Raw genomic sequence first — 25,526 nt, forward strand, 5'->3', positions numbered from 1 at the left:
TAAGAAAAAGCTCTCCGAAGAGAGCTTGAAATTAAAGGACTTTACTGAGAAAAGCCGCCGTGCGTGGATTGGTCGGTGTGGTAAACAAGTGCTGGGGTGTGCCCTCTTCCTGAATCACGCCCTGATCGATAAAAATCACCCGATCCGCGACTTCACGGGCAAAGCCCATTTCGTGAGTGACAATCACCATCGTCATGCCTTCTGTGGCCAGCGTTTTCATCACCTGTAACACATCCCCCACCAGCTCTGGATCCAGCGCCGATGTCGGTTCGTCAAACAGCATAATGGACGGGTTCATTGCCAACGCACGAGCAATGGCGACACGCTGTTGCTGACCACCGGAAAGGCTCGACGGCCAGGCATCGCGCTTGTCGCTTAGGCCCACTTTTGCCAGCAAATTTTCTGCCAGGCTTACTGCCTCAGCGCGTTTCATCCCTTTCAGGCTCATCGGAGCCATCATCAGGTTTTCCAGCACCGTCATATGCGGGAAAAGGTTAAAGCGCTGGAACACCATACCGACGCTTTCACGCAGCTTATTAATGTCGGTTTTCGCATCGTGAATGGCAAAGCCGTTGACCTGCACTTCCCCTTCGCTGACGCTTTCCAGCGCATTCATGCAGCGCAAAAAAGTGCTCTTCCCGGAACCGGAAGGGCCAATCACGCAAACCACTTCTTTCGGTTGGATATCGCAACTGATGCCGCGCAGGACATGGCTTTCGCCAAAGTACTTATGCAGGTTTTTAATGTGAATCACTTTTGCCAAACCTCTTTTCCAGTCGATTAACCAGTTGCGCAAGCAGGAAGGTAATAACCCAGTAAACCAGCGAAATGGTCAGATAGGGTTCCCAATAGGTGGCATACGCACCGGATACCGTGCGGGCGGCATACGCCAGGTCCGCGAGGCCAATCGCCGAGGCCAGCGAAGAATCTTTCACAATGGCGATCGCATTGTTGCCGAGCGGCGGCAGAATGCGGCGAAACGCCTGCGGCAGGATGACTTTACGCATCGTTTTCCACCACGGCATGCCCAGCGCGCGCGAAGCTTCCATCTGCCCTTTGTCGATAGACTGGATCCCGGCGCGGAAAATTTCCGAGACGTAAGCGCCCGCATTGAGCGTAATCGCCACGATACACGAGAGAAATGCGCCGTAGTCCGAACGCAAGCTGCGCGCCAGATCGCTACTCATAATGTCGCTGGTCACCAGAATGCCGTCGCGCGGGTTAATAAACAGCGGCACCAGTGCGAAATGCACCACCATGATCTGCACAAACAGCGGCGTGCCGCGAATGGCGCTGACATAAAAACGCACCGGGAATTGCACCAGATAGCGCAGCACATATTTCCACGGGCCGTGCCCGGCCTGCGCCATTCTGCCGAGGCCGAGCGTCAGCCCCCAGAGCGTGCCTAAAATCACGCAGATAATGGTGCATTTGATGGTCATCCAGGCACCTTCCATAAACAGCGGTGCATACTCCTGGATTATCTCCCAGCGGAATCCTGACATACCTAAACCCTGAAAAAATGACGGCTACCGCAGACGCGCTGCGATAGCCGGATTGAAAAGAAAGATGAATTACTGCGCAGGTAACGCCGGTACGTTTTCATCGAACCAGGTGTTATAAATCTTGGCATAGGTGCCATCGGCGACAATTTTCTTCAGGCCGCTGTTGAGTTTCGCCTGCAATTCGGTGTTGCCTTTGGCGACCGCAATGCCGAAGTACTGGCGCTCAAATTTCGCGTCCGGCACCAGCTTAAATTGCTTCTCCGGATGCTGTTTGATGTAGTACTTCACCACACCGACGTCACCAACGGCCGCGCTGACACCATCTTCGAACAGCTCTTGCAGCATCAACGGCGTGTTATCAAAGCGCTTGATCGCCGTGCTGTTTTTGCCCAGCACATCGGAAACCACGATATCGCCGGTGCTGGAGTTCACTACGCCCACTTTTTCATCTTTCAGCGACGCGAGTGACGTAACTTTGGAGGTTGCCGGAACGACTATCGATTGTTCCGCCGGGAAGTATGGCGCGGAGAAATCCACCATCTGTTTACGTTTATCCGTAATGGTAATACCAGAGATGATGATGTCGCGATCGCCGGAACCGAGAGTGGCGAAAATCCCTTCCCACGGCGTATTGATCAGTTTGATATTGAAGTTTTCCGCTTTGGCGATGGCTTTGATGATATCGATATCAAAACCTTCCAGCTGTTTCTGGCTGTTTTCAAATTCGAACGGGCGATACGTACCACCCGCGCCAACGACATATGTTTCCTGGGCTGCAAAGGCACTGCTGGCCATCGCGGCAAAAAGACAACCCGCCTGAATCCACTTCCTGAACATTTTCATCACCTTTTTATGCAAATTATTTGCATAAAAATACATACAACATGCTGACTGTGCAACGGTTATTATCCCGTCGGGAAAGAATACACCGCCGTTATGTGTTAAAACCGGAACAGTCATTCACTCGTCTCACTGGAGGATTGCGCAATGAATTACACTGTACCCGATATCGCTTTTCTACATGAACTGGCCGACGCGGCGGATAAACAGACGCTGCCGCGTTTTCGCTCATCGTTGAACCTGCATGTGGGCAGTAAACCCAAAGAGGGTTTTCGCTTTGACCCGGTGACCGATGCCGATCGCGAAGCCGAGCGCGTGATGCGCGAACTCATTACCGCACGTTATCCTTCGCACTCGATTATGGGCGAAGAGTTCGGCCTGACCGGCTCCGGCCCGCTGCAATGGGTGCTGGATCCTGTCGACGGTACGCGGCCTTTTCTGTGCGGCCTGCCAGTTTGGGGAACCTTGATTGGCTTGACGGTCGAGCAGCGTGGACATATGGGAATGATGAGCCAGCCGCTGACCGGTGAACGTTTCTGGGCCGATGGTCAACACGCCTGGCGCAGCGGGCCGCAAGGCACTGCACAATTGCAAACACGCAAGGGGCTTCCGCTGGAGCAGGCGATTTTGCATCTCACCTCGCCTGAACCTGTTGCTCGCCATCCTGAAGTGAATTTCGCCGCGCTGGAAGCACAAACGCTGATGATCCGCTACGGCGGCGAATGCTACGCCATGGCGATGCTGGCCGCCGGGCAAATCGATTTATGCCTGGAATATGGCTTGCAGCCTTACGATATCGTCGCGCTAATACCGATTATCGAGCAGGCCGGTGGGGTCGTAACCACATTAAGTGGCGATCGCCCGGAAGCCGGGGGAAATATTCTGGCGTGTGGCTGCCCGCGCCTGCATGAACAGGCGTTGCGTATCCTCAATAGCTAAAAAACGGCTAAAACGTTACAGCTTTACCTCGTAAGTGCCGATAATAATTATAGAAACTACCAACGAAACGGCAGAAAAGTGCACCGACTTCACCTTCGCCTTTGCCCTTTTTGTGGCAAAGGCGTCATTTTTGCTATTAATTCGTTAAATTGTTTCTTGTGCATACTTAACACGTTGATAACACTTCGTTGTGAAACTGCACAGATGGTTTTTGAAACAGTGTTTTTGTTTTCCATTTGCTTACTTTTCGTCGTATAATGTCCGCCTATTCACTCTTGAATGGTTTCAGCTGATTGAACTGTAAAATTCATAACGTACATCACTCTTTTCCCGGTTGGGCTGAAACTCAGGCACACATTACTCTGCACGCTTTTTTGATGTCACCTATCCTTAGGCTGTGGCATCGCTCTTTTCGCAACACAGGTTTGGCTCCGAAGCCGTGCGCTTACCGGAGCGTGAATTTCCTATCCTTCTCAACTCAAACTTAAAGACCAGAACTGTCATGAAAAAGACCAAAATTGTTTGCACCATCGGTCCGAAAACCGAATCCGAAGAGATGCTGGCGAAAATGCTGGACGCTGGCATGAACGTCATGCGTTTAAACTTCTCTCACGGTGACTATGCTGAGCACGGCCAGCGCATCAAAAACTTGCGCAACGTGATGAGCAAAACCGGTAAAAAAGCGGCAATTCTGCTGGACACCAAAGGTCCGGAAATCCGCACCATCAAACTGGAAGGCGGCAACGACGTTTCCCTGAAAGCGGGCCAGACCTTCACTTTCACTACCGACAAATCTGTCGTAGGTAACAGCGAAACCGTTGCCGTGACTTATGAAGGTTTCACCAGCGATCTGAGCGTGGGTAATACCGTGCTGGTTGACGATGGTCTGATCGGCATGGAAGTCACCGCTATCGAAGGCAACAAAGTTGTCTGTAAAGTACTGAACAACGGCGACCTGGGTGAAAACAAAGGTGTTAACCTGCCAGGCGTTTCCATCGCCCTGCCGGCACTGGCTGAAAAAGATAAGCAAGACCTGATCTTCGGCTGCGAGCAAGGCGTTGACTTCGTTGCAGCATCGTTTATCCGTAAACGTTCTGACGTGGTTGAAATCCGTGAGCACCTGAAAGCCCACGGCGGCGAGCATATTCAGATCATCTCTAAAATCGAAAACCAAGAAGGCCTGAACAACTTCGACGAAATTCTCGAAGCGTCTGACGGCATCATGGTTGCGCGTGGCGACCTGGGTGTTGAAATCCCGGTTGAAGAAGTGATCTTCGCGCAGAAGATGATGATCGAGAAATGTATCCGTGCGCGCAAAGTGGTTATCACTGCCACCCAGATGCTCGACTCCATGATCAAAAACCCGCGTCCGACCCGCGCTGAAGCTGGTGACGTTGCGAACGCCATTCTCGACGGCACCGATGCTGTGATGCTGTCTGGTGAGTCTGCAAAAGGCAAATATCCGCTGGAAGCGGTCTCCATCATGGCGACCATCTGCGAACGTACCGATCGCGTGATGACCAGCCGTCTGGACTTCAACAACGACAGCCGCAAACTGCGCATCACCGAGGCAGTTTGCCGTGGTGCTGTTGAAACCGCTGAAAAACTGGAAGCCCCGCTGATCGTCGTGGCGACTCAGGGCGGTAAATCTGCGCGCGCTGTGCGTAAATACTTCCCGGATGCCACCATTCTGGCGCTGACCACCAACGAACTGACCGCTCGTCAACTGGTGCTGAGCAAAGGCGTTGTCGCGCAGCTGGTGAAAGAGATTTCTTCTACCGATGATTTCTATCGTCTGGGTAAAGAAGTCGCGCTGGAAAGCGGCCTGGCGAACAAAGGTGACGTTGTGGTAATGGTATCCGGCGCACTGGTTCCGAGCGGCACGACTAACACTGCTTCTGTCCACGTTCTGTAATAATAACCGGACATTTGCGATTGATTAAAAAAGCGCCTTCGCGGCGCTTTTTTTATATTCCCGCCTCCCGCGAAAATAAAAAATCAAATCGGATTTCACTATTTAAGCAGCGCATTATCTAAGATGAATCCGATGGAAGCTTGCTGTTTTAACACGCGTTTTTTAACACCTAATTCAAAGTCGATGCTTCTTTGAGCGAACGATCAAATTTAAGTGCATTCCCATTAAAAAAATATTCTCAACCTAAAAAAGTTTGTGTAATACTTGTAACGCTACATGGAGATTAACTCAATCTAGAGGGTATTAATAATGAATCGTACTAAACTGGTACTGGGCGCGGTAATCCTGGGTTCTACTCTGCTGGCTGGTTGCTCCAGCAATGCTAAAATCGATCAGCTGTCTTCTGACGTTCAGACTCTGAACGCTAAAGTTGACCAACTGAGCAACGACGTGAACGCAATCCGTTCTGACGTTCAGGCTGCTAAAGATGACGCAGCTCGCGCTAACCAGCGTCTGGACAACCAGGCTCACTCTTACCGTAAGTAAGAGTTCCTGTAATGAAAATGGCGCACAATGTGCGCCATTTTTTTTGCCTACGTTTTACTGTTCCCTACTGCGTTACCGCTTCTCCCGCATCCTCAGCATTCATCGCCGCCCCTTTCGTGCTGTTCTGCACTGACAACACGCTTTCGGTCGTCGCCTTCTCTGCTTTTGCTTTACCCGCAGGAATACCAACCGGATAGCCCGCACGGCGGTTCAGCGCTTTTTCGATTAACGTGTGATCACCACCCGCGTTGGTGATAAGCGTTCCCAGCTCAGGTGAGAAGTTAATCGGCACCGTCTGTGTATTTTCATCCACGGTCTGCGACAGTGGGCGATGCACTTCAATGTACTGTTTGCCATCCGGTTCAACAGCGTACTTCACCGGCTCGTTGATGATGGTGACTTTCGTTCCCGCAGCGACCTGCGCAAACAATTTCTCAATGTCCGGCGCATTCATGCGTATACAACCCGAACTGACCCGCAGCCCGACGCTGTCCTGCGCATTAGTGCCATGAATGAGATATTCACCATTTCCTATCCCCAGACGCAATGCAAAGCGCCCCAGAGGGTTATTTGGCCCGGCGGGGACAACCTGTGGCAATTCAATGCCATTCGCCAGAGAGCGTGCACGTATCCCAGCTGTTGGCGTCCAGGTTGGATTAGGGATCTTCTGGCTGACGCGTGTTACAGAAACAGGTGTTTCAAGCCCCTGCTGACCAATGCCAATAGGGTAAACCTGTACGCTATTTTCACCCTTCGGGAAATAATAGAGCCGCAGTTCCGCCAGATTAACCACAATCCCTTCGCGCGGTGTGTCGGGTAACAGCATTTGGGATGGAATTGTGACAACGGTTCCTGGTTTCGGCACCGGCGCGATAGTGTCATTGGCTTCGAGAATCAACATTGCCGCCGTATCAAAACGTCGGGCGATGGTTTGCAGGTTTCTATCCCCTGCTTGCACGGTGTAGGTTTGGTTTTGACCAATGATGCGACTATTGGCCGCAGGCAAAGTGTATTCCGCCGCATGAGCCAACGGGATAGTGCTAAAAGCACCTAAAAGACACAGAGAGATAAAAGAGGCGCGTTTCATGCTGAAGTTCCTGTATTCACTGACAAGGTGTCAGAAAGCTGAAGATCCAGCGAGGCGGCGAACGCCCCGCGTATAACAGGATGAAAGGGGTCTTGTAAGTTTAGCTAAAGTTAGCCGCTTTGTTGCGGATAGCGCGGATCATCGCTTCAAGCCCTTGCGAGCGGGAGGGGGTCAAATGTTGGGTCAGTGACATTTTTTCGAACCACGGGCGCACATCGAACGCCACAATATCCTGCGCGGTCATCTGCTGATACAGCACAAATACGATGGCGATAAGCCCTTTGACAATCGCGGCATCGCTGTCGCCCGCCAGCTCTATCACGCCAGCGTCGTTACGCTGCATCACAATCCACACCTGGCTTTGACAGCCTTGAATGATGTTCTCCGGGTTATGTGCTTCTGCGCTTAACTCCGGCAGTCGCTGCCCTAGCTCAATAATATAAAGGTACTTCTCTTCCCAGTTGGCGCAGCGGCCAAAATTGCGCAGCAATTTCTCTTTATCGGGTAATGCGGCCATTTTCGCCTCTCTGTTAGCCCAGCAACTGATGAATACGTTTCAGGCCTGCTACCAGACGATCCACCTCTTCTTGCGTGTTGTACATTGCCAGCGATGCGCGACACATGGCGGGCACTTTGTAAAATGCCATCAGCGGCATCGCGCAATGGTGCCCGGTACGCACCGCAATGCCATAATTATCAAGGAAACTGCCGACATCATAGGCGTGATGTTTACCCAGGTTGAACGCAATCACGCCCAAACGGTGATCCGGGCCATACAGCGTGAGATCCGGAACATCTGCCAGCGCATTCAGCGCGTAGCGCATCAGCGTCTGCTCATACTCGCCAATCGCTTTCAGACCCAGCCCGGTCACATACTCGATCGCCGCGCCAAGACCAATGATCCCGCCAGTATTCGGTGTACCCGCTTCAAAGCGCCACGGCGCTTTCGCGAACGTGGTTCCTTCAGTCAGGCTGACGGTGGCGATCATTGACCCGCCCCCTTCCCACGGCGGCATGTTCTGCAAAATGTCTTCTTTCACATACAGCGCGCCAATGCCTGTCGGGCCATACAGTTTATGACCGGAGAAGACATAAAAATCGCAATCCAGCGCCTGCACATCGATCGGGTGATGCATGACCGCCTGCGCACCATCCACCAGCACTTTTGCGCCGTGCTGATGCGCCAGCGCAATCATCTCCGCAACCGGGTTTTCCGTCCCCAGCACATTGGAAACCTGCGTTATCGCCAGCAGCCGCGTGCGCTCATCAAGCAGCGTCGGCAGCACATCAAGTTGCAATGTGCCATCCTGGTTCAGCGGAATAACGCGCAACTGCGCGCCGACGCGTTCACAGAGCATTTGCCACGGCACAATATTGGCGTGGTGCTCCATCTCGCTAATGATAATGTTATCGCCCGCCTGCACCTGGCTGTTACCCCAGCTATTGGCGACCAGGTTGATCCCTTCGGTGGTGCCACGAACAAACACCAGCTCTTCCGGCAGACGAGCGTTGAGAAACGCCGCCACCTGCACGCGCACATTTTCCATGCGCTGCGTCGCTTCGGCACTAAGGGTATGAATGCCGCGATGCACAGCCGCATAACCGTGGCGGAAAAATTCCGCCTCGGTATCAATGACTTGATTCGGTTTTTGCGCACTGGCGGCACTGTCGAGATACGCCAGCGGGAGTCCGTTCACTTCACGCAGCAGCACCGGGAAATCGGCACGTACGTTGTTCACGGGAAAACTCATACTACGCCCCCTGCCAGACGCTGGCTGATACGCGCCAGAATCTGTTGTTTCAGCGCCTCGTCGCTGATGGCTTCCGTCAACTCAGCGGCAAAGGCATGGATAATCATCTGTTGCGCCGCTTGCTGGTTGATCCCACGCGAGCGCAAATAGAACATCTGTTCGTCGTCGATGCGACCAATGGTCGCGCCATGACTACATTTGACGTCATCAGCGTAAATTTCAAGTTGTGGTTTCGTATCCACTTCCGCCAGACGGCCGAGCAGCAAGTTGTTATTGGTCATCTGGCCGTCGGTCTTAATGGCGTGTTGCGCAACGTTAATCAACCCGTTAAACACCGCGCGCCCTTTGTCACTGACGATGGTTTTATGTAACTGGCGGCTGTTGCAGTAGCCTTTATTGTGCTCAAGCCAGGTGCGTGTATCGCACACTTCCGACTTCACCGGCATCGCCAGGCTGTTCATGTTCAGTTGCGTGTTCTCGCCGTTCAGTTGCGTGCTGGTGTTATGGCGTAGCACCGCGCCGCCAAGCAGGAAACTGTGGCTGTCTGCGCAGGCGTCTGCCGCCAACAAAATATCGTTATGGGCGAAGTGGTAGCTGAGCGGGTTTTCAAACGCCATCTTCATATGATGCAGGTGCGCGTTCGCCGCCACATTCATTGTTAAACGGGAACCGGTAAAGTGCCGCGCGTCGTTGAGGCTGACGTAGTGTTCATACACTGTCGCTTCCGCACCCTGCGCCAGATCCAGATGATGGCGATAATGCGCCGTGTTCATCTCTTCGCCCGCCAGACCTTGCGTGACATGCATTAAGAGCAATGGCTTAGAAGGCCGTTGGTTACGCGCGACCTGAATCCAGGTGACGTCGTGCGCCAGGCTTTCGGTCAGGTGTAAAAATACTTCCGGCTGCACAGGTGCGGGCAGGTTTCCTCGCGCATCACTAAAGGTCACTTCGAAGCCAGAACCTGCGAGATCGTCACTTAACGCCGCATTGAATTGCCCGTCGACAAACACCAGCCGCACGGCATCCACTGGCAAAGCCAGCGCATCGCGTTGCTGCGCGTCCAGCGAACCGCGCGTGGCGACAAACTGGCTGTTCAGCAGGCCATCAAGCGGCGTGTATTTCCAGTTTTCATGTTTTCGCGTCGGCAGCCCAAGGCGCAGCATCTGTTGCAGGTGCTGTTGCGCCACTTCGGAGTGCGCGCCGCCCTGTGTTTCGAACAGATGGTGCCACTGTTGCAGCGCGTTACTGCTGTTCGGTAAGCCAGCCATAGCCCTGCTCCTCCAGTTGCTTAACCAGCGTGAAATCGCCGGATTTCACAATGCGCCCCTGATACAACACATGCACAAAGTCAGGTTTGATGTAATCAAGGATGCGCTGGTAGTGCGTGACGATGATAAAAGCGCGATTTTCGTCGCGCAGCGCGTTCACGCCTTCGGCGACAATTTTCAGCGCATCAATATCCAGTCCGGAGTCGGTTTCATCAAGGATGCACAGTTCAGGCTCCAGCACCGCCATTTGCAAAATATCGTTGCGTTTCTTCTCGCCGCCAGAGAATCCGACGTTAACCGAGCGGGTCAACAAATCTTCCGGCATCTTCAGCAGTTTGATCTTCTCTTCCATCAAATCCTGAAAGTCAAAACGGTCCAGCGCGTCTTCCCCGCGATATTCGCGTACCGCATTCAGGGCGGTTTGCAGAAAAAATTGGTTGCTGACACCCGGAATTTCGACCGGATACTGAAATGCCATAAACACGCCTTCACCGGCGCGATCTTCCGGCGACAGCTCAAGCAAATCTTTGCCTTTGAATTCGACGCTACCGCCCACAACTTCGTAATCTTCACGTCCGGCCAGGGTCGCCGAAAGCGTACTTTTGCCGGAGCCATTCGGCCCCATAATCGCGTGGACTTCGCCCGGACGCACTTCCAGACTCAAACCACGCAGGATCTCTTTATCTTCAACGCTCACCTGCAAATCTTTAATACTTAACATTTATTATCCCTTAGTTCTTAACCGACGCTGTGTTCAAGGCTGATGGCCAGCAGTTTTTGCGCTTCAACAGCAAACTCCAGCGGCAGCTCGGAGAAGACGTCTTTACAGAAGCCGTTAACAATCATCGAAATCGCGTCATCTTCGCTGATACCGCGTTGCAGGCAGTAGAACAATTGGTCTTCACCAATGCGCGACGTGGTCGCTTCGTGCTCCAGCTGAGCGCTGTTATTACGGCATTCGACATACGGGAAGGTATGCGCGCCGGAATCCGGGCCAATTAACATTGAGTCACATTGGGTAAAGTTTCGCGCGTTGGTGGCGGTCGGCATAATTTTTACCAGCCCGCGATAGCTGTTTTGGCTGTGCCCGGCAGAGATCCCTTTCGAAATAATGGTCGACTTGGTGTTCTTGCCGATGTGGATCATCTTGGTCCCGGTGTCCGCCTGCTGGTGCCCGCTGGTTAACGCGACGGAGAAAAATTCACCGATCGAGTTATCCCCGCGCAGAATGCAGCTCGGGTATTTCCAGGTGATCGCCGAGCCGGTTTCGGACTGCGTCCACGACATTTTGCTGTTTTCGCCTTCGCACAGCGCACGCTTGGTCACAAAGTTGAGGATCCCGCCGGTGTTGTTATCGCCCGGGAACCAGTTTTGTACCGTGGAATACTTCACTTCCGCGTCTTTATGGATAATGACTTCGACAACGGCGGCGTGCAGCTGGTAGCTGTCGCGAACCGGCGCTGAGCAGCCTTCGATATAGCTGACGTAACTGCCCTCATCCGCCACCAAAATAGTGCGCTCGAACTGGCCAGTTTTTTCCGCATTAATACGGAAATAGGTCGACAACTCCATTGGGCAACGCACGCCTTTCGGGATGTAAATAAAGGTGCCATCAGAAGCGACCGCAGCGTTTAGCGCGGCAAAGAAGTTGTCATTCGAAGGGACCACGGTGCCCAGGTATTTTTTTACCAGTTCAGGATGGTCGTGGATCGCCTCGCCAAAGGAGCAAAAGATAATCCCCTGCTCTGACAATTTTTCGCGGTAGGTCGTGGCGACGGATACGGAGTCAAAAATGGCGTCGACTGCGACCTCTCTGCCTTCACGTACCGGTACACCAAGCTGATTAAACGCTTCTTCCACTTCTTCGGTCAGCCAGGCATTGGAACCTGTTTGCTGCACAGCGCCAGGCTGCGACGCGCAAGTATCATCGCAGTTGCCGCACGACGGTGCGGAGTAGTAGCTGTAATCCTGATAATCGAGCTTTTCATAATGGGCTTTCAGCCAGTGTGGCTCGTCCATTTCCAGCCACGCGCGAAACGCGTTCAGGCGGAACTCCAGCATCCAGTCGGGTTCGTTACGTTTTGCCGAGATTGCGCGCACAACATCTTCATTGATGCCTTTCGCCAGCTCATCAGTGCTTAACCGGGTGAAAAAACCCTCTTTATAGTTGAGGTTGCCGGTCCAGATTTTGACATCGTCAGTTGCTTCAGTATTACGAGACATAGTACCGCCTATACCCCAAAGCTTTCGCCACAGCCACATTCGTGCTGCGCTTTCGGGTTATTAAATTTGAAGATCTGATTTAAGCCTTCGCGTACGTAATCGACTTCGGTGCCATCAATAAAAGGCATCGCCTGTAAGGGTACGTAAAGCCGCGCGCCGTCCAATTCATACAGTAAATCGTCAGCGTTCGGTTCTGTTACCGTGTCGAGTACGTAGCCGAAGCCCGCGCAACCGGTCTGTTTGATACCGAGTCGCACGCCCAGCACGTCGGCCTGTTTGCTGGTTAGCGCACGAATATGTTCTGCCGCGGCAGGCGTCATGGTTAGCCCGCGCCACGCAAAATCTTCCGGATTAAATGATTCCATCGAGTTACCTCACGTCACCTGATCTAAAGGGCACAACGCTATGTTAGTGATAATAATTCTCACTTCAACCTGTTTCCCGAAGGGTTATTCCCCCGGAAGCCCTTTTTTCGGTCATTGCTATAAGCATAGACTGTGCTGAAAGGCTTTACAGACATGTGAAAAATTGTTTAATGAATTGATAAATAATGGCTTTAAATAACGCAACGCGGCTAAGTAGGCAAAAAGGAAAAGATGTATAGGCGATGCCTATTTTTGAGATAGGATTTGAGAAAAACCTATGGGCAAAGAAGATAAGGCAAATTAAGAATTTGCAGACTCATCCTGGTGGCTCAAGTCCTATATGATGGGTGAGTTTTCGCTGCGCTCACGCCGCTGAGCTATCAAACAAGGAAAATATTGATGCACACTATGCCAACAATGTCATTTATTGATACCGGTACCGGTTTTCCCATTCTATTGGGCCACAGCTATTTATTTGATAAATCGATGTGGTCAACGCAAATCGAAGTGCTAGCCAAACATTTTCGCGTTATAGCTCCTGACTTATGGGGGCATGGTGAGTCGCCCGCCTTGCCTGGAAGTACCTCTTCGTTGAAAGATATTGCTGCGGATCATTTGCATCTCATGGACTCACTTAATATTGAGCACTTCGCGGTCGTCGGTTTATCGGTGGGAGGAATGTGGGGAGCAGAGTTAGCCGCGATGGCACCCAAACGTGTTAAATCGTTAATGTTGTTCGATACCTTCATCGGGAACGAAACGGAAGAAGCGCGTGAACGTTACTTTGCCATGCTTAATGCAATCGATGCGGCGGGAATGCTTCCGCAGCCGCTGCTGGAATATGTCGTTTCGCAGTTTTACTCCCGTTATGCTGCGCCTTCCGATGTTCAACAGCTTACCGCCTGGCTTTCATCACTCTGCACAGAGCGTTTACGTACCAGTATTGTTCCGCTCGGGAAAATGATATTCGGCCGACCCGATCATATGGCCATTCTTGACGCCATCACTTGCCCGGTGCACATCGCCACCGGTGAACTTGATTTACCTCGTCCGCCGGTTGAAGGGCGATTAATGGCGGAAAAATTGGGTTGTGAGTTCACCCTTATTCCCAAGGCTGCACATATCAGTAATCGTGAGAACCCTGATTTCGTTACAACGCTAATTATTGATTTCATCACTAGACATCAATAATCAACCTCCGCGAGTTGTTGAGCATTCCTTATCGCCTCAGGAATGCTTCTATTGGATAACAGCGTCAAATCGACTCTCAAACCAAAATTGCTGCAGATTATACACTTTGTGCTCTTCTCTCCTCCCGGGGTCATCGACAATCAATTTTTGCGACCAAACTCGCGGGCAGTTTCAAATGCAGATATGTATGCAACAAGCCGACTTTACCCCTACAAAACAAGCACATAAATCAAACTCAAAACAAACCACCAGCAAATAAAACTCTTTAAATATAAATCTCAGGGATATACACCCGAATTAATATATAGATTTAAGCGATCAGTTTTGTGATAGCAATAGATGCAGGCTATCAAAATGAAAGGATCGATCATTTAAAACAATTTTCATTCATTATGAATCGCTGTGTAAAATTGAAAAATTGTATATTGGAAAAGTCCTGTTCTTTTGAGTGGGGAGCTTAATCAGGGAAATGAAAATAACAACATTGGAAATTTCAGATAAAAAAATACTTATGACTGCAGAATTCAGACCCATCGCTGATTTCTCAGGGAAAAATATTTCTCGCTATCATGCAGCAGCCCGTTTTATTAACGCCGATAATTTTCTCGATTCCCCAGAGCCATTAATAGATCTTTGCGAAGAGACTGAATTCAGTAATAACGTCGCTGACTTTCTGTTTGATACCATTTGCAATCTGCTTAAAAAGAAAGAACAACTCACCCTCGCATTCAGTTTGCCGTATCAACGTTTAAATGATATGGATTATCTCACCACGCTTTATCATCAATGTTTGCAGAATGATATACAGCCTCAACATATAGAAATTGCCATCAGTGAAAAATTCTCAGGCGACAAATTGATTAACAGCCAACCTTTTCTGAATAAAGCTAAAGAGTACGGTTTTATACTTTCGCTGGATAATTTCGGTATCGGCGACTTACAAATAAATGGCCTTCATTCACTGCCATTCGATAGCATCAAAATCGATCGCGCCATTATTCACGGCATCTCAACAGACAAGATGAAGCAATCGACGCTACAACGTCTTATCAGCGATGTTATTCCGACGGGTATAGAGGTGATTTGTGATGGTGCAGAACGCACGTCTGACCTTGCATTACTCAAGCGTTTTCATGCAGACATTAAAGGGTACATGCTACGCCGTCCATTGACCTGTGCGCAGCTGCAACTGCTGGAAGACTTTTAGCCTGCAAAAAAAAGCCCACTCGTTTGAGCGGGCCTGCTTCTTATTAACACCCTGTTATTGCGATTCTTTTTCGCGGGTGCAGATAATTGCTTTCTCATCGGTATGTTTGCTGTCGGAGTAGAAAAACGCTTTTTTGCCCGATTCAATCTGCGTAATGATATGAATTGCAACCCAATTAGTGTCGGTGTTTTGATCCTGGCTGTCGGTATAAATCAGTGTACGACCTGTGTACTGGTCGGAGATCTCATAGGGTTTCTCCTGCGGATTCGCGAAGTGGCGACCGTTAACGGTAAGCCCATTCGGCTCAACAACGGCTGTATATTCATCGCATGACAGATTGATTCCATTCGCGCATGAATATGCAGAAAAAAGAGCAAAACAACTGCCTACAATAAACCTGACCATAAGCATCCCATCTCGTTTTTATTAGCACCTGGATAATATTACGCCCCGAAAACGGGGCGTTAAAGAAGCGTTTAGCTATACAGCGAGGGTTCACCGATTGGGCGAGTTTTAAAGCGCCGGTGGATCCACAGATATTGCTCTGGCGCGCGCAATATTTCTCGTTCAATCACGCGGTTTATATAGCTGGCAGCGGCATATTCATCCTGCCCCGGATAATCATCCAGAGCCTCACCAATGTGCAATGAATAACCCGAGCAGCCCTCTTTACGCACCATTGTCACGGTCAGCATTTTCGCGCCAGAAAGGCGTGATAATACGAAAGTCCCGTTAGTGGTCGCCGCATTTTTCACGGAGAAGAATGGTGCGAAGCTGCTGCCCTTGCGTCCATAATCCTGATCCGGCGCAAACCATACGGCTTCGCCCTGTTTCAGGGCGTTGACCAGCCCTTTCAGGTTGCGGCGATCGATCATTGATTTATTCGAACGCATACGCCCGCGGGTTTGAACCCACTCCATCAACGCGCTGTTATGCGGTCGATAGGTTGCCATCATCGGCTGGCACAGCCCCATTACGCGGCCACCCAGCTCCAGCGACATAAAGTGCACGCCGACCACCATCACGCCACGCTGGCTTGCCTGCGCGGCCTGCAAATGCTGATAACCATCAACATCGAACCAGCGACGCACACGTTTATCGGACCAAAACCACGCCATACCGGTTTCGATCAGCCCCATGCCCAACGACATGAAGTTTTTCGCGATCAGCGCTTCGCGCCTTTCGCTATTCATATAGGGAAAGCAAAGTTCGAGGTTACGCTGAGCGATACGCTCACGCCGCTTGAGAAACCGACGAGATTGTCGACCAAGCCCTGCCCCGAAACGGGAAAGAAGAGGATAAGGGAGTTGAACGAGGAGCCAAAGCAATCCTAGTCCGGCCCATGTCACCCAGTACCGCGGGTGTAGAAATGCTAATTTGAATGATGTCATCAATGTTACCTACAAGCCTTTTATCAGTAGCGCTTAAGGAGACAATGAATCACTTCATCGGGGTCATTACGCGTTACAGCCACTCGCTTACGTTATAACCGAAGCGATACATCCTGTGCTGCGCAATATAGCACGGAGGGATAAAAACATACTCTAAGAATAATGAATAAAATATGAAGTTTTTTCGGCGGATTGCCCGCCGAAAACCTCACACAATCGCGGTTGTCAGGCGAGATGAACAGCACAAGCGGGATTGCTCGTCGTAAATATCGATTTGCCACACCTGGTGACGCCCGCCGGTATGCAGCGCCCGGCAAACTCCACGTACGCGCCCGCTGCGCACCGAGCGAAGATGGTTGGCATTCACCTCAAGGCCAACCACTTTCTGCTCCCCTTCCGTACAGAGGTAACCCGCAACCGACCCCAGCGTTTCTGCCAGCACCACCGAGGCCCCACCATGCAGCAAGCCGAACGGCTGGTGCGTACGATTATCTACCGGCATTGAGGCTTCGAGCGCATCATCACTAATGCGCTCGAAACGGATGTCCAGCAAGCCAACCATATTGCCATCGCCCATGGCATTCAATGCTTCCAGCGTCACTGCGCGTTTCCAGATCATCCCACAATCTCCAGCAACGCCTGCAAAGGATGGCGAACACCGTTACCTTCAATGCGCTTGACCTGGCTGCGGCAGGAATACCCCGTCGCAAGGCAGCGGTTACGCGGCAGGCGCTGCATCGCCTGGTGCCAAGAAAGCTCATAAATGCCCAGCGAGTTGGCATGATTCTTCACTTCATGGCCATAGGTTCCGGCCATGCCACAGCAGCCAACGCTGACATTCTCAAGCCGCGCGCCGAAACGGGCGAAAATCGAAGCCCACTGCGCCGTCGCGCCGGGTAATGCCGTCACTTCCGTGCAGTGACCGAATAGATACCACGATTCACCGCTAATGGCCCGGTTTTCCACCGTTTCCAGCGCCGCAGGCAACCATTCGTGCACCAGTTGTACATGGAAATCGCCGCGTTTATCGCCCAACGCTAGCCTGTATTCATCGCGATAACAGAGCACCAGCGCCGGATCGACGCCCACCATCGGCATTCCCAGTTGCGCCACGCGATTCAGAAAATCGGCGGTTTTTTGCGCCGTTTTGGCAAAGCGATTGAGAAAACCTTTAATATGCTGCGCCTTGCCGTTCGGCGAGAATGGCAGTACGACTGGCTGGAAGCCCAGTTTTTCCACCAGTCGGACAAAATCCGCCACAACGTGCGCGTCGTAGTAGCTGGTAAACGGATCCTGCACCACCAGCACCGTTTTCGCTTTTTGCGCAGCATCCAGTTGTTCCAGTTGCTCCAGCGTCATGTTCGCAGTGTGGTGGCCCACCATCTGGCGCTGCAATGACGGCACTGACAACAGCGGTAAATCCACCATGCCGATATGTTTCGCCGAAAGCGAACGCACCCACGGCTGGCTCATAAAGAAGTTAAAGGTTTTCGGCGCACGCGCCATCAGCGGGGCGTAACTTTCAACGGTCGCGACGAAATGATCGCGTACCGGGCGCAGATAACGACCGTGATAAATCTGCAAGAAGCGCGAGCGAAATTCCGGTACATCAATTTTGATTGGGCACTGAGTCGAACATGCTTTACAGGCCAGGCAACCGGACATCGCCTCTTTCACTTCGTGGGAAAAATCATACTCCCCACGACGCGCATGCCAGCTGTTGCGGGTACGTTCGATCAGGGTACGCAGGCTGGCGCGTTTTTCTGGCAACTCTTTTTCCAGTTTGACCGGGTCGATACCGCGATCGGCCAGCAGACGCAGCCACTCGCGCACCAGCGTTGCACGCCCTTTTGGCGAATGGATGCGATTCGCGGAAATTTTCATCGACGGACACATCGGGCTTTTCACATCGAAGTTAAAGCACAGACCGTTACCGTTGCACTCCATTGCGCCACGCCAGGACGAGCGCACGGCGATAGGGATTTGCCGATCGAATGTGCCGCGTTTTATATCATCGACCTGCTTCATTGGTGCATCAATGCCTTCCGGCGGGCAAATTTTACCGGGGTTCAGGCGGTTTTCCGGGTCGAAAGCGGCTTTGATTTTGCGCAGCTCCGCATAGAGTTGCTCGCCGAAAAACGCCGGGCTGTATTCTGCGCGGAACCCCTTTCCATGCTCGCCCCACAGCAAACCGCCATATTTCGCCGTGAGTGCAACCACCTCATTGGAGATGGATTTCATCAGCACTTCTTGCTGCGGGTCGCACATATCCAGCGCCGGACGCACATGCAACACACCGGCATCGACATGACCAAACATCCCGTAGCTCAGGCCATGCCCATCGAGCAGCGCGCGAAATTCCACGATGTAATCCGCCAGGTGCTCTGGCGGCACGCAAGTATCTTCCGCAAAGGGAATCGGTTTGGCGGAGCCTTTCGCATTACCCAGCAGCCCGACGGCTTTTTTACGCATCGCGTAAATACGCTCAATACCCGCCAGATCCTCGCAAAGCTGCCAGCCGATAATGCCACCCTCGCCGTTTGCCATCAGCGCATCCAGCCGTTGGCACAGCGACTCAACCTGCGTATCGATCAACGGCTGGTCGTCACCAGCGAATTCGACAATATTCAGGCCAAGCAGCGTCTTATCAGGAACATCGGTAATCAGCTCTTTCACCGAATGCCAGACAATATCTTCACGCGCAAGATTCAGCACTTTTGAATCGACAGTTTCCACCGACAACGCGCGCGCATCGACCATAAATGGCGCGTTGCGCAATGCCGAATCGAAAGAGTCATATTTCACGTTCACTAAACGGCGAACTTTGGGTAACCGGGTGATATCAAGTCGCGCTTCGGTAATAAACGCCAGCGTCCCTTCGGAGCCGGTCAGCACGCGGGTTAGGTCAAATTCCGTCATCTCATCGTTTAAGACATGACGTAAATCGTAACCTGTTAGAAAGCGGTTAAGTTTGGGAAATTTATCGAGGATCAATTGCCGATTATCGCGACATCTTTCCAGTACGGTTTTGTAAATACGGCCAATGGCGGTATTGGCATTGCCCAGCGTTTCCGCCAACGCCACCGGCATCGCCTGGGTATCGAGAATATCGCCACCCAACAACACCGCCCGCACGCCGAGCACGTGATCGGAAGTTTTGCCATACACCAACGATCCTTGCCCGGAGGCATCGGTATTGATCATGCCCCCCAGCGTCGCGCGGTTACTCGTGGAAAGCTCCGGCGCGAAAAAGAAACCGTAAGGTTTGAGAAATTGGTTAAGCTGATCTTTGATGACGCCCGCCTCAACACGCACCCAACCCTCTTCCGGGTTAATTTCCATAATGCGGTTCATATAGCGGGACATATCGACGATGATGCCCTGGTTCAACGCCTGCCCGTTGGTGCCGGTACCGCCGCCGCGCGGGGTGAAAATCAGCGTGCGAAAGCGATCTTCTGCGGCGAGGCGAGTAATAAGGGCAACGTCTGACGTTGAACGGGGAAAAACGACTGCATCGGGTAATAGCTGGTAAATACTGTTGTCCGTCGCCATGGTCAGCCGGTCGGCGTAACTTGTGGCGGTATCACCTGTAAAACCTTGTTGCTCCAATGCCTGCAAAAAATTCAGCACCAGTTGAACGACGCCTGGTGCCTGGGAAATCTGTGGGATCATTATGCTTGACCCTGCCTGACTGTTAGTGTTGTGAATAGTTAATCGTTTGCTTTAAGCATTCATCGTTGTATCACATTTTTTTCTTATGCGCCCATGAGAATTACAGGCAGAATCAGACTGTGCAAAATGGCTGAAATCATTAATCATTGGCGCGGTGTTTTCCTGCAACACCGAATTTTCAGCCCTCTAAAAAGGTGAGTCATTCATATGGTTGAACTACGTCAGTCCAGGGATGTGCCGCAATTAATGCTGTCGGTACTGTTTTTAGCAATCATGATTATCGCCTGTCTATGGGTCGTACAGCCTTTCATCCTCGGATTTGCCTGGGCGGGCACCGTCGTCATCGCCACCTGGCCGCTATTATTACGCCTCCAGCGGCTGCTGTTTGGCCGCCGTTCTCTGGCGGTGCTGGCGATGATGTTGCTGTTGATCCTGCTGTTTATTATTCCTGTCGCTCTGCTGGTTAATAGCCTTGTCGACTCCAGCGGCCCGGTGATTCATGCGGTCACCACCGGCGTTTCTTCCCCACCTGATCTGGCGTGGCTGCATAGCATTCCTTTTGTCGGTGACAAGCTTTACGCCGGTTGGCATAGCCTGCTGGATATGGGCGGCAGCGCAATTATGGCGAAACTGCGCCCTTACATAGGCGCCACTACCACATGGTTTGTGGGCCAGGCCGCGCATATCGGGCGTTTTATGCTGCATTGCGGCCTGATGCTATTGTTCAGCGCGTTGCTCTACTGGCGCGGCGAACAAGTGGCGCAAGGCATCCGCCATTTTGCTGTGCGTCTGGCGGCAAAGCGAGGCGACGCGGCTGTGCTGCTGGCCGGCCAGGCCATTCGCGCTGTAGCGCTCGGTGTCGTGGTTACCGCCCTGGTGCAAGCGGTACTCGGCGGCATCGGTCTGGCGATTTCCGGGGTGCCTTATGCCACGCTGTTTACAGTCCTGATGCTGATGACGTGTCTGGTGCAAATCGGCCCGCTGTTAGTCCTGGTGCCGGCCATCATTTGGCTTTACTGGAGCGGAGACTCAACATGGGGCACGGTGTTGCTGGTGTGGAGCTGCGTGGTCGCCACGCTTGATAACTTTATCCGCCCGGTACTGATTCGCCTTGGTGCTGATTTACCGCTGATCCTCATTCTCTCCGGCGTTATTGGCGGCCTGGTCGCCTTTGGCATGATCGGCTTGTTTATCGGCCCGGTATTACTGGCGGTTTCCTGGCGTCTTTTCTCCGCCTGGGTGAACGAAGTGCCGGAACCGCCTGCAACAAATGATAATGCATTGAGCGACGTACAAGATTTAGACGACCCATCTTGACGAACATAAGGCGGGGAAGCCCGCCTTAATTGATTATTAAGTATTACTTATCATTCCTGCTGCAAAATCCATATCTACTCGCGTTAAGTCCCGTTTAACGGGCAATCTGGCGCATATATTCTTTACGTCCATTTAACTAATGAGACGAATCTGATCGACGCAAAAATTCCGAATGCCTACTATTAGCGCACGGTTATAAATCAACACCTTGATTTATAAGCATGGAAATCCCCTGAGTGAAACAACGAATTGCTGTGTGTAGTCTTTGCCCATCTCCCACGATGGGCTTTTTTTTATCCTGCGAAAGACTAAAAAGCACAGCAGCCCATCTTGCACTGATGGGCTGCTCGTTTTTTTAAAGCTGCTTTTCTAACGACCCACTTCGCAGCCACTTATCATTCGCCACGCCGTTGGCAGTTCGCGCGTTTCCCCTGTCACATTGACCGTCGCACGGCCACGAATGTCTGCCGACGACGCGCCAATTTGCAGTTCAAATTCACCCGGCTCAACAATGCGTTGCCCGTCGCGGCGCGTGAAGTTCAGCATGTCGACCGGCAATGTGAAGGTCAGTTTCGCCGTTTCCCCGGGGTTCAGCATCACGCGCTGGAAGGCTTTCAGTTCATGTACTGGCCGCACCATTGACGCCACTTTATCGCGCACATACAGTTGCACCACATCGCTGCCGCTGCGCTCGCCGCTGTTTGTTACCTGAACTTGCACCACGATCTCGCCATCGATTGCCACCTCCGGCGTCAGCAAAACAGGCGAAGCGTAGTCGAACTGCGTCCAGCTTTTTCCATAACCGAAGGGGTAACGCGAGCCGAAATGGAACGCAAAAGGCGTACCACCGCTTTTCAGTTTGTGGTTGTAGTAATAGGGCATCGCGCCCGCGCTTTTCGGCACACTTACCACCAGCCGCCCTTGCGGTTCCGCCCGCCCGGTTAACACATCGGCAATTGCCCAGCCGCCCTCCTGGCCCGGCGCCCATGCCACTAACCAGGCGGCGATGCGGCTTTCCAGCCCTTGCAGGTTATACGGGCGACCACCTGTCATCACCACAACTACCGGCTTACCGGTTTTCACTAACGCTTCCAGTAATTGCTGCTGCACACCCGGTAGCGTCAGGCTATCGGTGTCGGAACCTTCCCCTACCGTTCCGCTCTGGAATAGCCCGGCGAGATCGCCAACGCAGGCGATGATGACGTCGCTCTCCTGCGCCACTCGCACCGCTTCCGGGATCAAACTCAAGTCAGTGGAAACGGGCGATTGCTGCATCGGTTTACCCGAGGCATCTCCCGGAAAGACCGGCGCACCGGCCATGCGTTTTTCGATGATGTGGCAACCTTTCGCATAGTGGATATTCCCTTCGCCCAGGGTCTGGCGCAGCGCAGCCAGCGGCGTGGTGACTTGCGATGTCTCTTCCAGCATATCGCTGATGATCAGGTGCACCGGAAAACTGTAACCGCTTAGCAATGCCAGCGGATCGTCCGCAGTCGGGCCAATCACCGCCACTTTCGGCGTACCGTTTAACGGCAAAATACCGTTGTTTTCCAGTAATGTCAGGGAGCGAGTTGCCACTTCGCGCGCCACCTGCCGCGTTTCATCCGATTGCAATGTGATGCGCTGCCCGTCGCTGTAGGGCTGTTCAAACAGACCGAGCTGGAATTTCACCGCCAATAGGCGGGCGACAATCTCATCCACTTTGTGCATTGAAATCAGCCCGCGCTCCACCGCTTGCGCCAGATGGCGTGCGCAGTCATCTTTTGGCAGTTCCACATCCAGCCCGGCGTTAAAGGCCAACGCTGCGGATTCTGCGGCATCGTGCGTCACGCCGTGATGTTGATGCAGCAAACTGACGCCGCCGTAATCGGCAACGATGATGCCATCAAAACCCCACTGCTCACGCAGCAGCGTGGTAAGCAGAAAATGATCGCTATGACCCGGCTGATTATCAATGTCGTGATAGGCCGGCATCACCGAACCGGCTTTCGCCAGTTTCACCGCCATCTCAAATGGCAATAAGAAGGTGTCGTTCAGTTCGCAAAAACCGAGGTGCACTGGCGCGTGGTTACGCGCGCCTTCGCTAAACGAGTGACCGACGTAATGTTTGAGGGTAGCCAGCATATCGCGCCGTTCACCCTGTAAACCTTCGACATAGGCACAAGCCATCACCCCGACCAGCCACGGATCTTCGCCAAACGTCTCTTCCGTGCGCCCCCAGCGGACATCGCGGGAAACATCCAGCACCGGCGCCAGCCCCTGCTTGCAGCCGGTAGAACGCGCCTCTTCACCGATCTGCTGCGCCGCGCGTTTGATCAATTGCGGATCCCAGGTTGAACCGTAGTTCAGCGATGACGGAAACAGCGTGGCGTCTTTGCACAGCAAACCCACCAGGCACTCTTCATGAAACAGCGCAGGGATACCGAGCCGCGTCTCTTCCACCAGCGTTTTTTGCAACCGATTCGCGGCGCACACGCCACTTTTCGCATCAACAATATGCGTACCCAGCGGGCGCGTTATCTGCCCGATACCCAGTTTTAGCCGCTGCGTAAGCGCTTGTTGTGCGCTCACGCCAGCAAACTCATCACTGAGATCGGTACGTTCACGGTGCTCGCCATCCTCAGAAAGTACCAGCCATAAAGCATGCATCTGCGCGAATTTTTCTTCGGGCGTCATGCGGGCAAGCAGATCCGCCACGCGTTCGGCTACGGGGCGGTTGGCGTCTTTATAAATTGCGGTCATCGGGTTACTCCTGTGTTACTGGGATCCGGGGAAGCCTGTGACTCTGGGGTTGCGCCGTTGTCGCCGCGTTTACGCATTAACGCCTGAGCGATGTCATCAGCCACGCGGCTGTTGAGTTTGTAACGGGTCAGCAACAGCACCATGCAGATAAACAGCAGGCAAGGGATCAGGGTGAACAGCGCATTGATGGTGGTCAAAACAACCGGGGCTTGCTGTGCCTGGTTGGGGATGTAATCGACAGCGCCGAGGATCCACCCCACCACGGCACCACCGAGCGCGAGGCCAAATTTGATGGCGAATAAGGCCGTGGAAAAGACCAGTCCGTCAAGGCGTCGGCCGCTGCGGTGTTCTTCATAATCCACCACGTCAGAGAACATGGTCCATTGCAATGGCGTCGTCAGGTTTTGAATAAAACTGAACACAATGTTAAGGCCAAAAATAAGCCATATCTGGGTGGGAGGAATGATAAAAATGAGCGCTGCAAAAATGACGAACGTAATAATTGTCCATTGATAAGCGCGCACGCGATCGAATTTCCCCAATAAGCGTGCTGATAATAATGCGCCGGTAAGCGCGGCAACCATTCCGGAGACAATAAAGGTAAACACCATTTCCGGGCGCTGTAATACATATTTGACGTAGTACATGGTTGCTGAGCCACGAGTAACCACGGCGGTTAATAGCAAAATATTAAACAGGAAAACAATGCGCCACTGGCTATTTGCCGCCAGCAATTTCAGATCGCTGAATATCGATCCCGAACTGTCATTGCGCGGCGTAAACCGCTCACGAGTCATAAAAAAGCAGCCGAAGAAAAGGAGAATACCCAGCACGCCCATCATGCTCATGGCATAGAAATAGCCTTTCTGGACGTTGCCTTCGCCCAAGTGCGCCACTAGCGGCAGCGCGATAACAGTGACAATGAGCCCGCCGATGAACGACAAACCGAAGCGCCAGGATTGCAGCGAGTGCCGCTCATGGGGATCCATGGTCAATGCACCAGGCATCGCACAGTAAGGCACGTTAATGGCGGAATAAATAAAACTGAGAATGGCGTAAGTCACGCAGGCATAAATCATTTTGGCTGTCGCGCCAGCATCCGGGACGTAAAACGTAATCACGCAGCTGACGCCGAAAGGAATGGCGAACCACAGCAACCACGGACGAAAGCGCCCATGCCGGGTTTGCGTGCGATCCACCAGCGCGCCGATGCAGGGATCGACAAACGCATCAATCACGCGCACCACTAAAAACATGGTGCCCATAATAGCGGCGGGTAAACCAAACACATCGGTATAGAAATAGGCGAGAAATAACGTCGCAGTTTGCCAGACCAGGGCGCTTGCCATATCACCCAGGCCGTAGCCTATTTTGTCTTGAGTACGCAGGACAGAGGAAATTGTCATTTTTATTAGCCTTGTGAGGTGAAAACGTATTTCAACCTGACGCGAAGATTCTTAACGCGTCGCTCACTACAGGCTCAAGTATTAGAAGAAGGTGTGGGGGTAACAATTGCAATAATTGCCAGGCTTTTTACGTTTTTTAGTTATTGTGATCGAGCACGAAG

The 25,526-nt window shown here is 52.4% G+C and carries 23 protein-coding genes and 1 other RNA gene; 8 read left to right on the top strand and 16 right to left on the bottom strand.

Features of this window, described 5'->3' with window-relative positions; all coding sequences use genetic code 11:
- Positions 1 to 31: 31 nt before the first annotated feature.
- The 3 genes from AAEY27_RS12505 to AAEY27_RS12515 all read right to left on the bottom strand — a co-directional run bounded on the left by AAEY27_RS12505 (position 32) and on the right by AAEY27_RS12515 (position 2,342).
- The gene (locus AAEY27_RS12505; protein ID WP_342325566.1) at positions 32 to 754 is read right to left on the bottom strand and encodes an amino acid ABC transporter ATP-binding protein; all 723 of its coding nucleotides are present in this window, start codon (positions 752 to 754) and stop codon (positions 32 to 34) included.
- The gene (locus AAEY27_RS12510) at positions 741 to 1,505 is read right to left on the bottom strand and encodes an amino acid ABC transporter permease (protein ID WP_342320881.1); all 765 of its coding nucleotides are present in this window, start codon (positions 1,503 to 1,505) and stop codon (positions 741 to 743) included. The genes AAEY27_RS12505 and AAEY27_RS12510 overlap by 14 nt, the downstream gene beginning before the upstream one ends.
- A 69-nt stretch (positions 1,506 to 1,574) precedes the next feature.
- Positions 1,575 to 2,342 carry a basic amino acid ABC transporter substrate-binding protein gene (locus tag AAEY27_RS12515; RefSeq protein ID WP_342320882.1) on the bottom strand — a complete coding sequence of 256 codons (768 nt, stop codon included), beginning with the start codon at positions 2,340 to 2,342 and terminating at the stop codon, positions 1,575 to 1,577.
- A 150-nt stretch (positions 2,343 to 2,492) separates the two neighbouring features.
- Here AAEY27_RS12515 and AAEY27_RS12520 point away from each other — a divergent pair, with 150 nt between their 5' ends.
- The 4 genes from AAEY27_RS12520 (at position 2,493) to AAEY27_RS12530 (ending at position 5,745) form a co-directional block, all read left to right on the top strand.
- Entirely contained in the window at positions 2,493 to 3,284 is a 792-nt protein-coding gene (locus AAEY27_RS12520) for an inositol monophosphatase family protein (RefSeq protein WP_342320884.1), read from the top strand.
- A gap of 293 nt (positions 3,285 to 3,577) precedes the next feature.
- Entirely contained in the window at positions 3,578 to 3,772 is a 195-nt protein-coding gene (locus AAEY27_RS22430; protein ID WP_425294631.1) for a hypothetical protein, read from the top strand.
- Positions 3,773 to 3,786: 14 nt separating this feature from the next.
- Positions 3,787 to 5,199 (top strand): pyruvate kinase PykF, encoded by a 1,413-nt coding sequence (pykF, locus tag AAEY27_RS12525; protein ID WP_342320885.1) that lies wholly within the window; start codon positions 3,787 to 3,789, stop codon positions 5,197 to 5,199.
- Between the two features lie 309 nt (positions 5,200 to 5,508).
- Entirely contained in the window at positions 5,509 to 5,745 is a 237-nt protein-coding gene (locus AAEY27_RS12530; RefSeq protein WP_007374746.1) for a major outer membrane lipoprotein, read from the top strand.
- Between the two features lie 64 nt (positions 5,746 to 5,809).
- Here AAEY27_RS12530 and ldtE read toward each other — a convergent pair whose 3' ends face one another.
- From ldtE to sufA, 7 genes are all read right to left on the bottom strand, one after another.
- Positions 5,810 to 6,832: a L,D-transpeptidase LdtE gene (gene ldtE, locus AAEY27_RS12535; RefSeq protein WP_342320886.1), complete on the bottom strand. Its 1,023-nt coding sequence runs from the start codon at positions 6,830 to 6,832 to the stop codon at positions 5,810 to 5,812.
- 100 nt (positions 6,833 to 6,932) lie between these two features.
- Positions 6,933 to 7,349 carry a cysteine desulfuration protein SufE gene (gene sufE / locus AAEY27_RS12540; protein ID WP_342320887.1) on the bottom strand — a complete coding sequence of 139 codons (417 nt, stop codon included), beginning with the start codon at positions 7,347 to 7,349 and terminating at the stop codon, positions 6,933 to 6,935.
- 13 nt (positions 7,350 to 7,362) lie between these two features.
- Positions 7,363 to 8,583 carry a cysteine desulfurase SufS gene (sufS, locus tag AAEY27_RS12545; protein ID WP_342320889.1) on the bottom strand — a complete coding sequence of 407 codons (1,221 nt, stop codon included), beginning with the start codon at positions 8,581 to 8,583 and terminating at the stop codon, positions 7,363 to 7,365.
- Positions 8,580 to 9,851 carry a Fe-S cluster assembly protein SufD gene (gene sufD, locus AAEY27_RS12550; RefSeq protein ID WP_342320890.1) on the bottom strand — a complete coding sequence of 424 codons (1,272 nt, stop codon included), beginning with the start codon at positions 9,849 to 9,851 and terminating at the stop codon, positions 8,580 to 8,582. Before sufD ends, sufS begins: the two co-directional genes overlap by 4 nt.
- The gene (gene sufC, locus AAEY27_RS12555; RefSeq protein ID WP_342320891.1) at positions 9,826 to 10,572 is read right to left on the bottom strand and encodes a Fe-S cluster assembly ATPase SufC; all 747 of its coding nucleotides are present in this window, start codon (positions 10,570 to 10,572) and stop codon (positions 9,826 to 9,828) included. Before sufC ends, sufD begins: the two co-directional genes overlap by 26 nt.
- A gap of 17 nt (positions 10,573 to 10,589) precedes the next feature.
- Positions 10,590 to 12,074: a Fe-S cluster assembly protein SufB gene (sufB, locus tag AAEY27_RS12560; protein WP_342320893.1), complete on the bottom strand. Its 1,485-nt coding sequence runs from the start codon at positions 12,072 to 12,074 to the stop codon at positions 10,590 to 10,592.
- Between the two features lie 8 nt (positions 12,075 to 12,082).
- A complete protein-coding gene (gene sufA / locus AAEY27_RS12565) occupies positions 12,083 to 12,439 on the bottom strand; it encodes a Fe-S cluster assembly scaffold SufA (RefSeq protein ID WP_342320895.1) in 357 nt (118 codons plus the stop codon).
- Between the two features lie 399 nt (positions 12,440 to 12,838).
- Between sufA and AAEY27_RS12570 the strand changes: the two genes are divergently transcribed.
- Both AAEY27_RS12570 and AAEY27_RS12575 read left to right on the top strand, forming a co-directional pair.
- Positions 12,839 to 13,630, top strand: coding sequence for an alpha/beta fold hydrolase (locus AAEY27_RS12570; RefSeq protein ID WP_342320896.1), 792 nt, complete (start codon positions 12,839 to 12,841; stop codon positions 13,628 to 13,630).
- Between the two features lie 469 nt (positions 13,631 to 14,099).
- Positions 14,100 to 14,837, top strand: coding sequence for an EAL domain-containing protein (locus tag AAEY27_RS12575; RefSeq protein WP_342320897.1), 738 nt, complete (start codon positions 14,100 to 14,102; stop codon positions 14,835 to 14,837).
- 54 nt (positions 14,838 to 14,891) lie between these two features.
- Here AAEY27_RS12575 and AAEY27_RS12580 read toward each other — a convergent pair whose 3' ends face one another.
- The 4 genes from AAEY27_RS12580 to ydiJ all read right to left on the bottom strand — a co-directional run bounded on the left by AAEY27_RS12580 (position 14,892) and on the right by ydiJ (position 19,900).
- Positions 14,892 to 15,242: a hypothetical protein gene (locus AAEY27_RS12580; RefSeq protein WP_342320898.1), complete on the bottom strand. Its 351-nt coding sequence runs from the start codon at positions 15,240 to 15,242 to the stop codon at positions 14,892 to 14,894.
- Between the two features lie 71 nt (positions 15,243 to 15,313).
- Positions 15,314 to 16,228 carry a kdo(2)-lipid IV(A) palmitoleoyltransferase gene (gene lpxP / locus AAEY27_RS12585; RefSeq protein ID WP_342320899.1) on the bottom strand — a complete coding sequence of 305 codons (915 nt, stop codon included), beginning with the start codon at positions 16,226 to 16,228 and terminating at the stop codon, positions 15,314 to 15,316.
- A 208-nt stretch (positions 16,229 to 16,436) separates the two neighbouring features.
- Positions 16,437 to 16,847 (bottom strand): 1,4-dihydroxy-2-naphthoyl-CoA hydrolase, encoded by a 411-nt coding sequence (gene menI, locus AAEY27_RS12590; RefSeq protein WP_342320901.1) that lies wholly within the window; start codon positions 16,845 to 16,847, stop codon positions 16,437 to 16,439.
- Positions 16,844 to 19,900 carry a D-2-hydroxyglutarate dehydrogenase YdiJ gene (gene ydiJ / locus AAEY27_RS12595; protein ID WP_342320902.1) on the bottom strand — a complete coding sequence of 1,019 codons (3,057 nt, stop codon included), beginning with the start codon at positions 19,898 to 19,900 and terminating at the stop codon, positions 16,844 to 16,846. The genes menI and ydiJ overlap by 4 nt, the downstream gene beginning before the upstream one ends.
- A 207-nt stretch (positions 19,901 to 20,107) precedes the next feature.
- On the opposite strand from ydiJ, the gene ydiK reads away from it, so the two are divergent.
- Together ydiK and rprA are read left to right on the top strand one after the other, a co-directional pair.
- Entirely contained in the window at positions 20,108 to 21,217 is a 1,110-nt protein-coding gene (ydiK, locus tag AAEY27_RS12600; protein WP_342320903.1) for an AI-2E family transporter YdiK, read from the top strand.
- Positions 21,218 to 21,406: 189 nt separating this feature from the next.
- Positions 21,407 to 21,514, top strand: an RNA gene (gene rprA, locus AAEY27_RS12605) — antisense sRNA RprA.
- A 72-nt stretch (positions 21,515 to 21,586) separates the two neighbouring features.
- Here the strand turns inward: rprA and AAEY27_RS12610 are convergent.
- Positions 21,587 to 23,959 carry a glycoside hydrolase family 3 N-terminal domain-containing protein gene (locus tag AAEY27_RS12610; protein WP_342320905.1) on the bottom strand — a complete coding sequence of 791 codons (2,373 nt, stop codon included), beginning with the start codon at positions 23,957 to 23,959 and terminating at the stop codon, positions 21,587 to 21,589.
- Positions 23,956 to 25,365: an MFS transporter gene (locus AAEY27_RS12615; protein ID WP_342320907.1), complete on the bottom strand. Its 1,410-nt coding sequence runs from the start codon at positions 25,363 to 25,365 to the stop codon at positions 23,956 to 23,958. The genes AAEY27_RS12610 and AAEY27_RS12615 overlap by 4 nt, the downstream gene beginning before the upstream one ends.
- Positions 25,366 to 25,526: the final 161 nt, after the last annotated feature.

Origin of the sequence: Kosakonia sp. BYX6 (assembly GCF_038449125.1) — a bacterium.
Taxonomy (GTDB): Bacteria; Pseudomonadota; Gammaproteobacteria; order Enterobacterales; family Enterobacteriaceae; genus Kosakonia; species Kosakonia calanthes.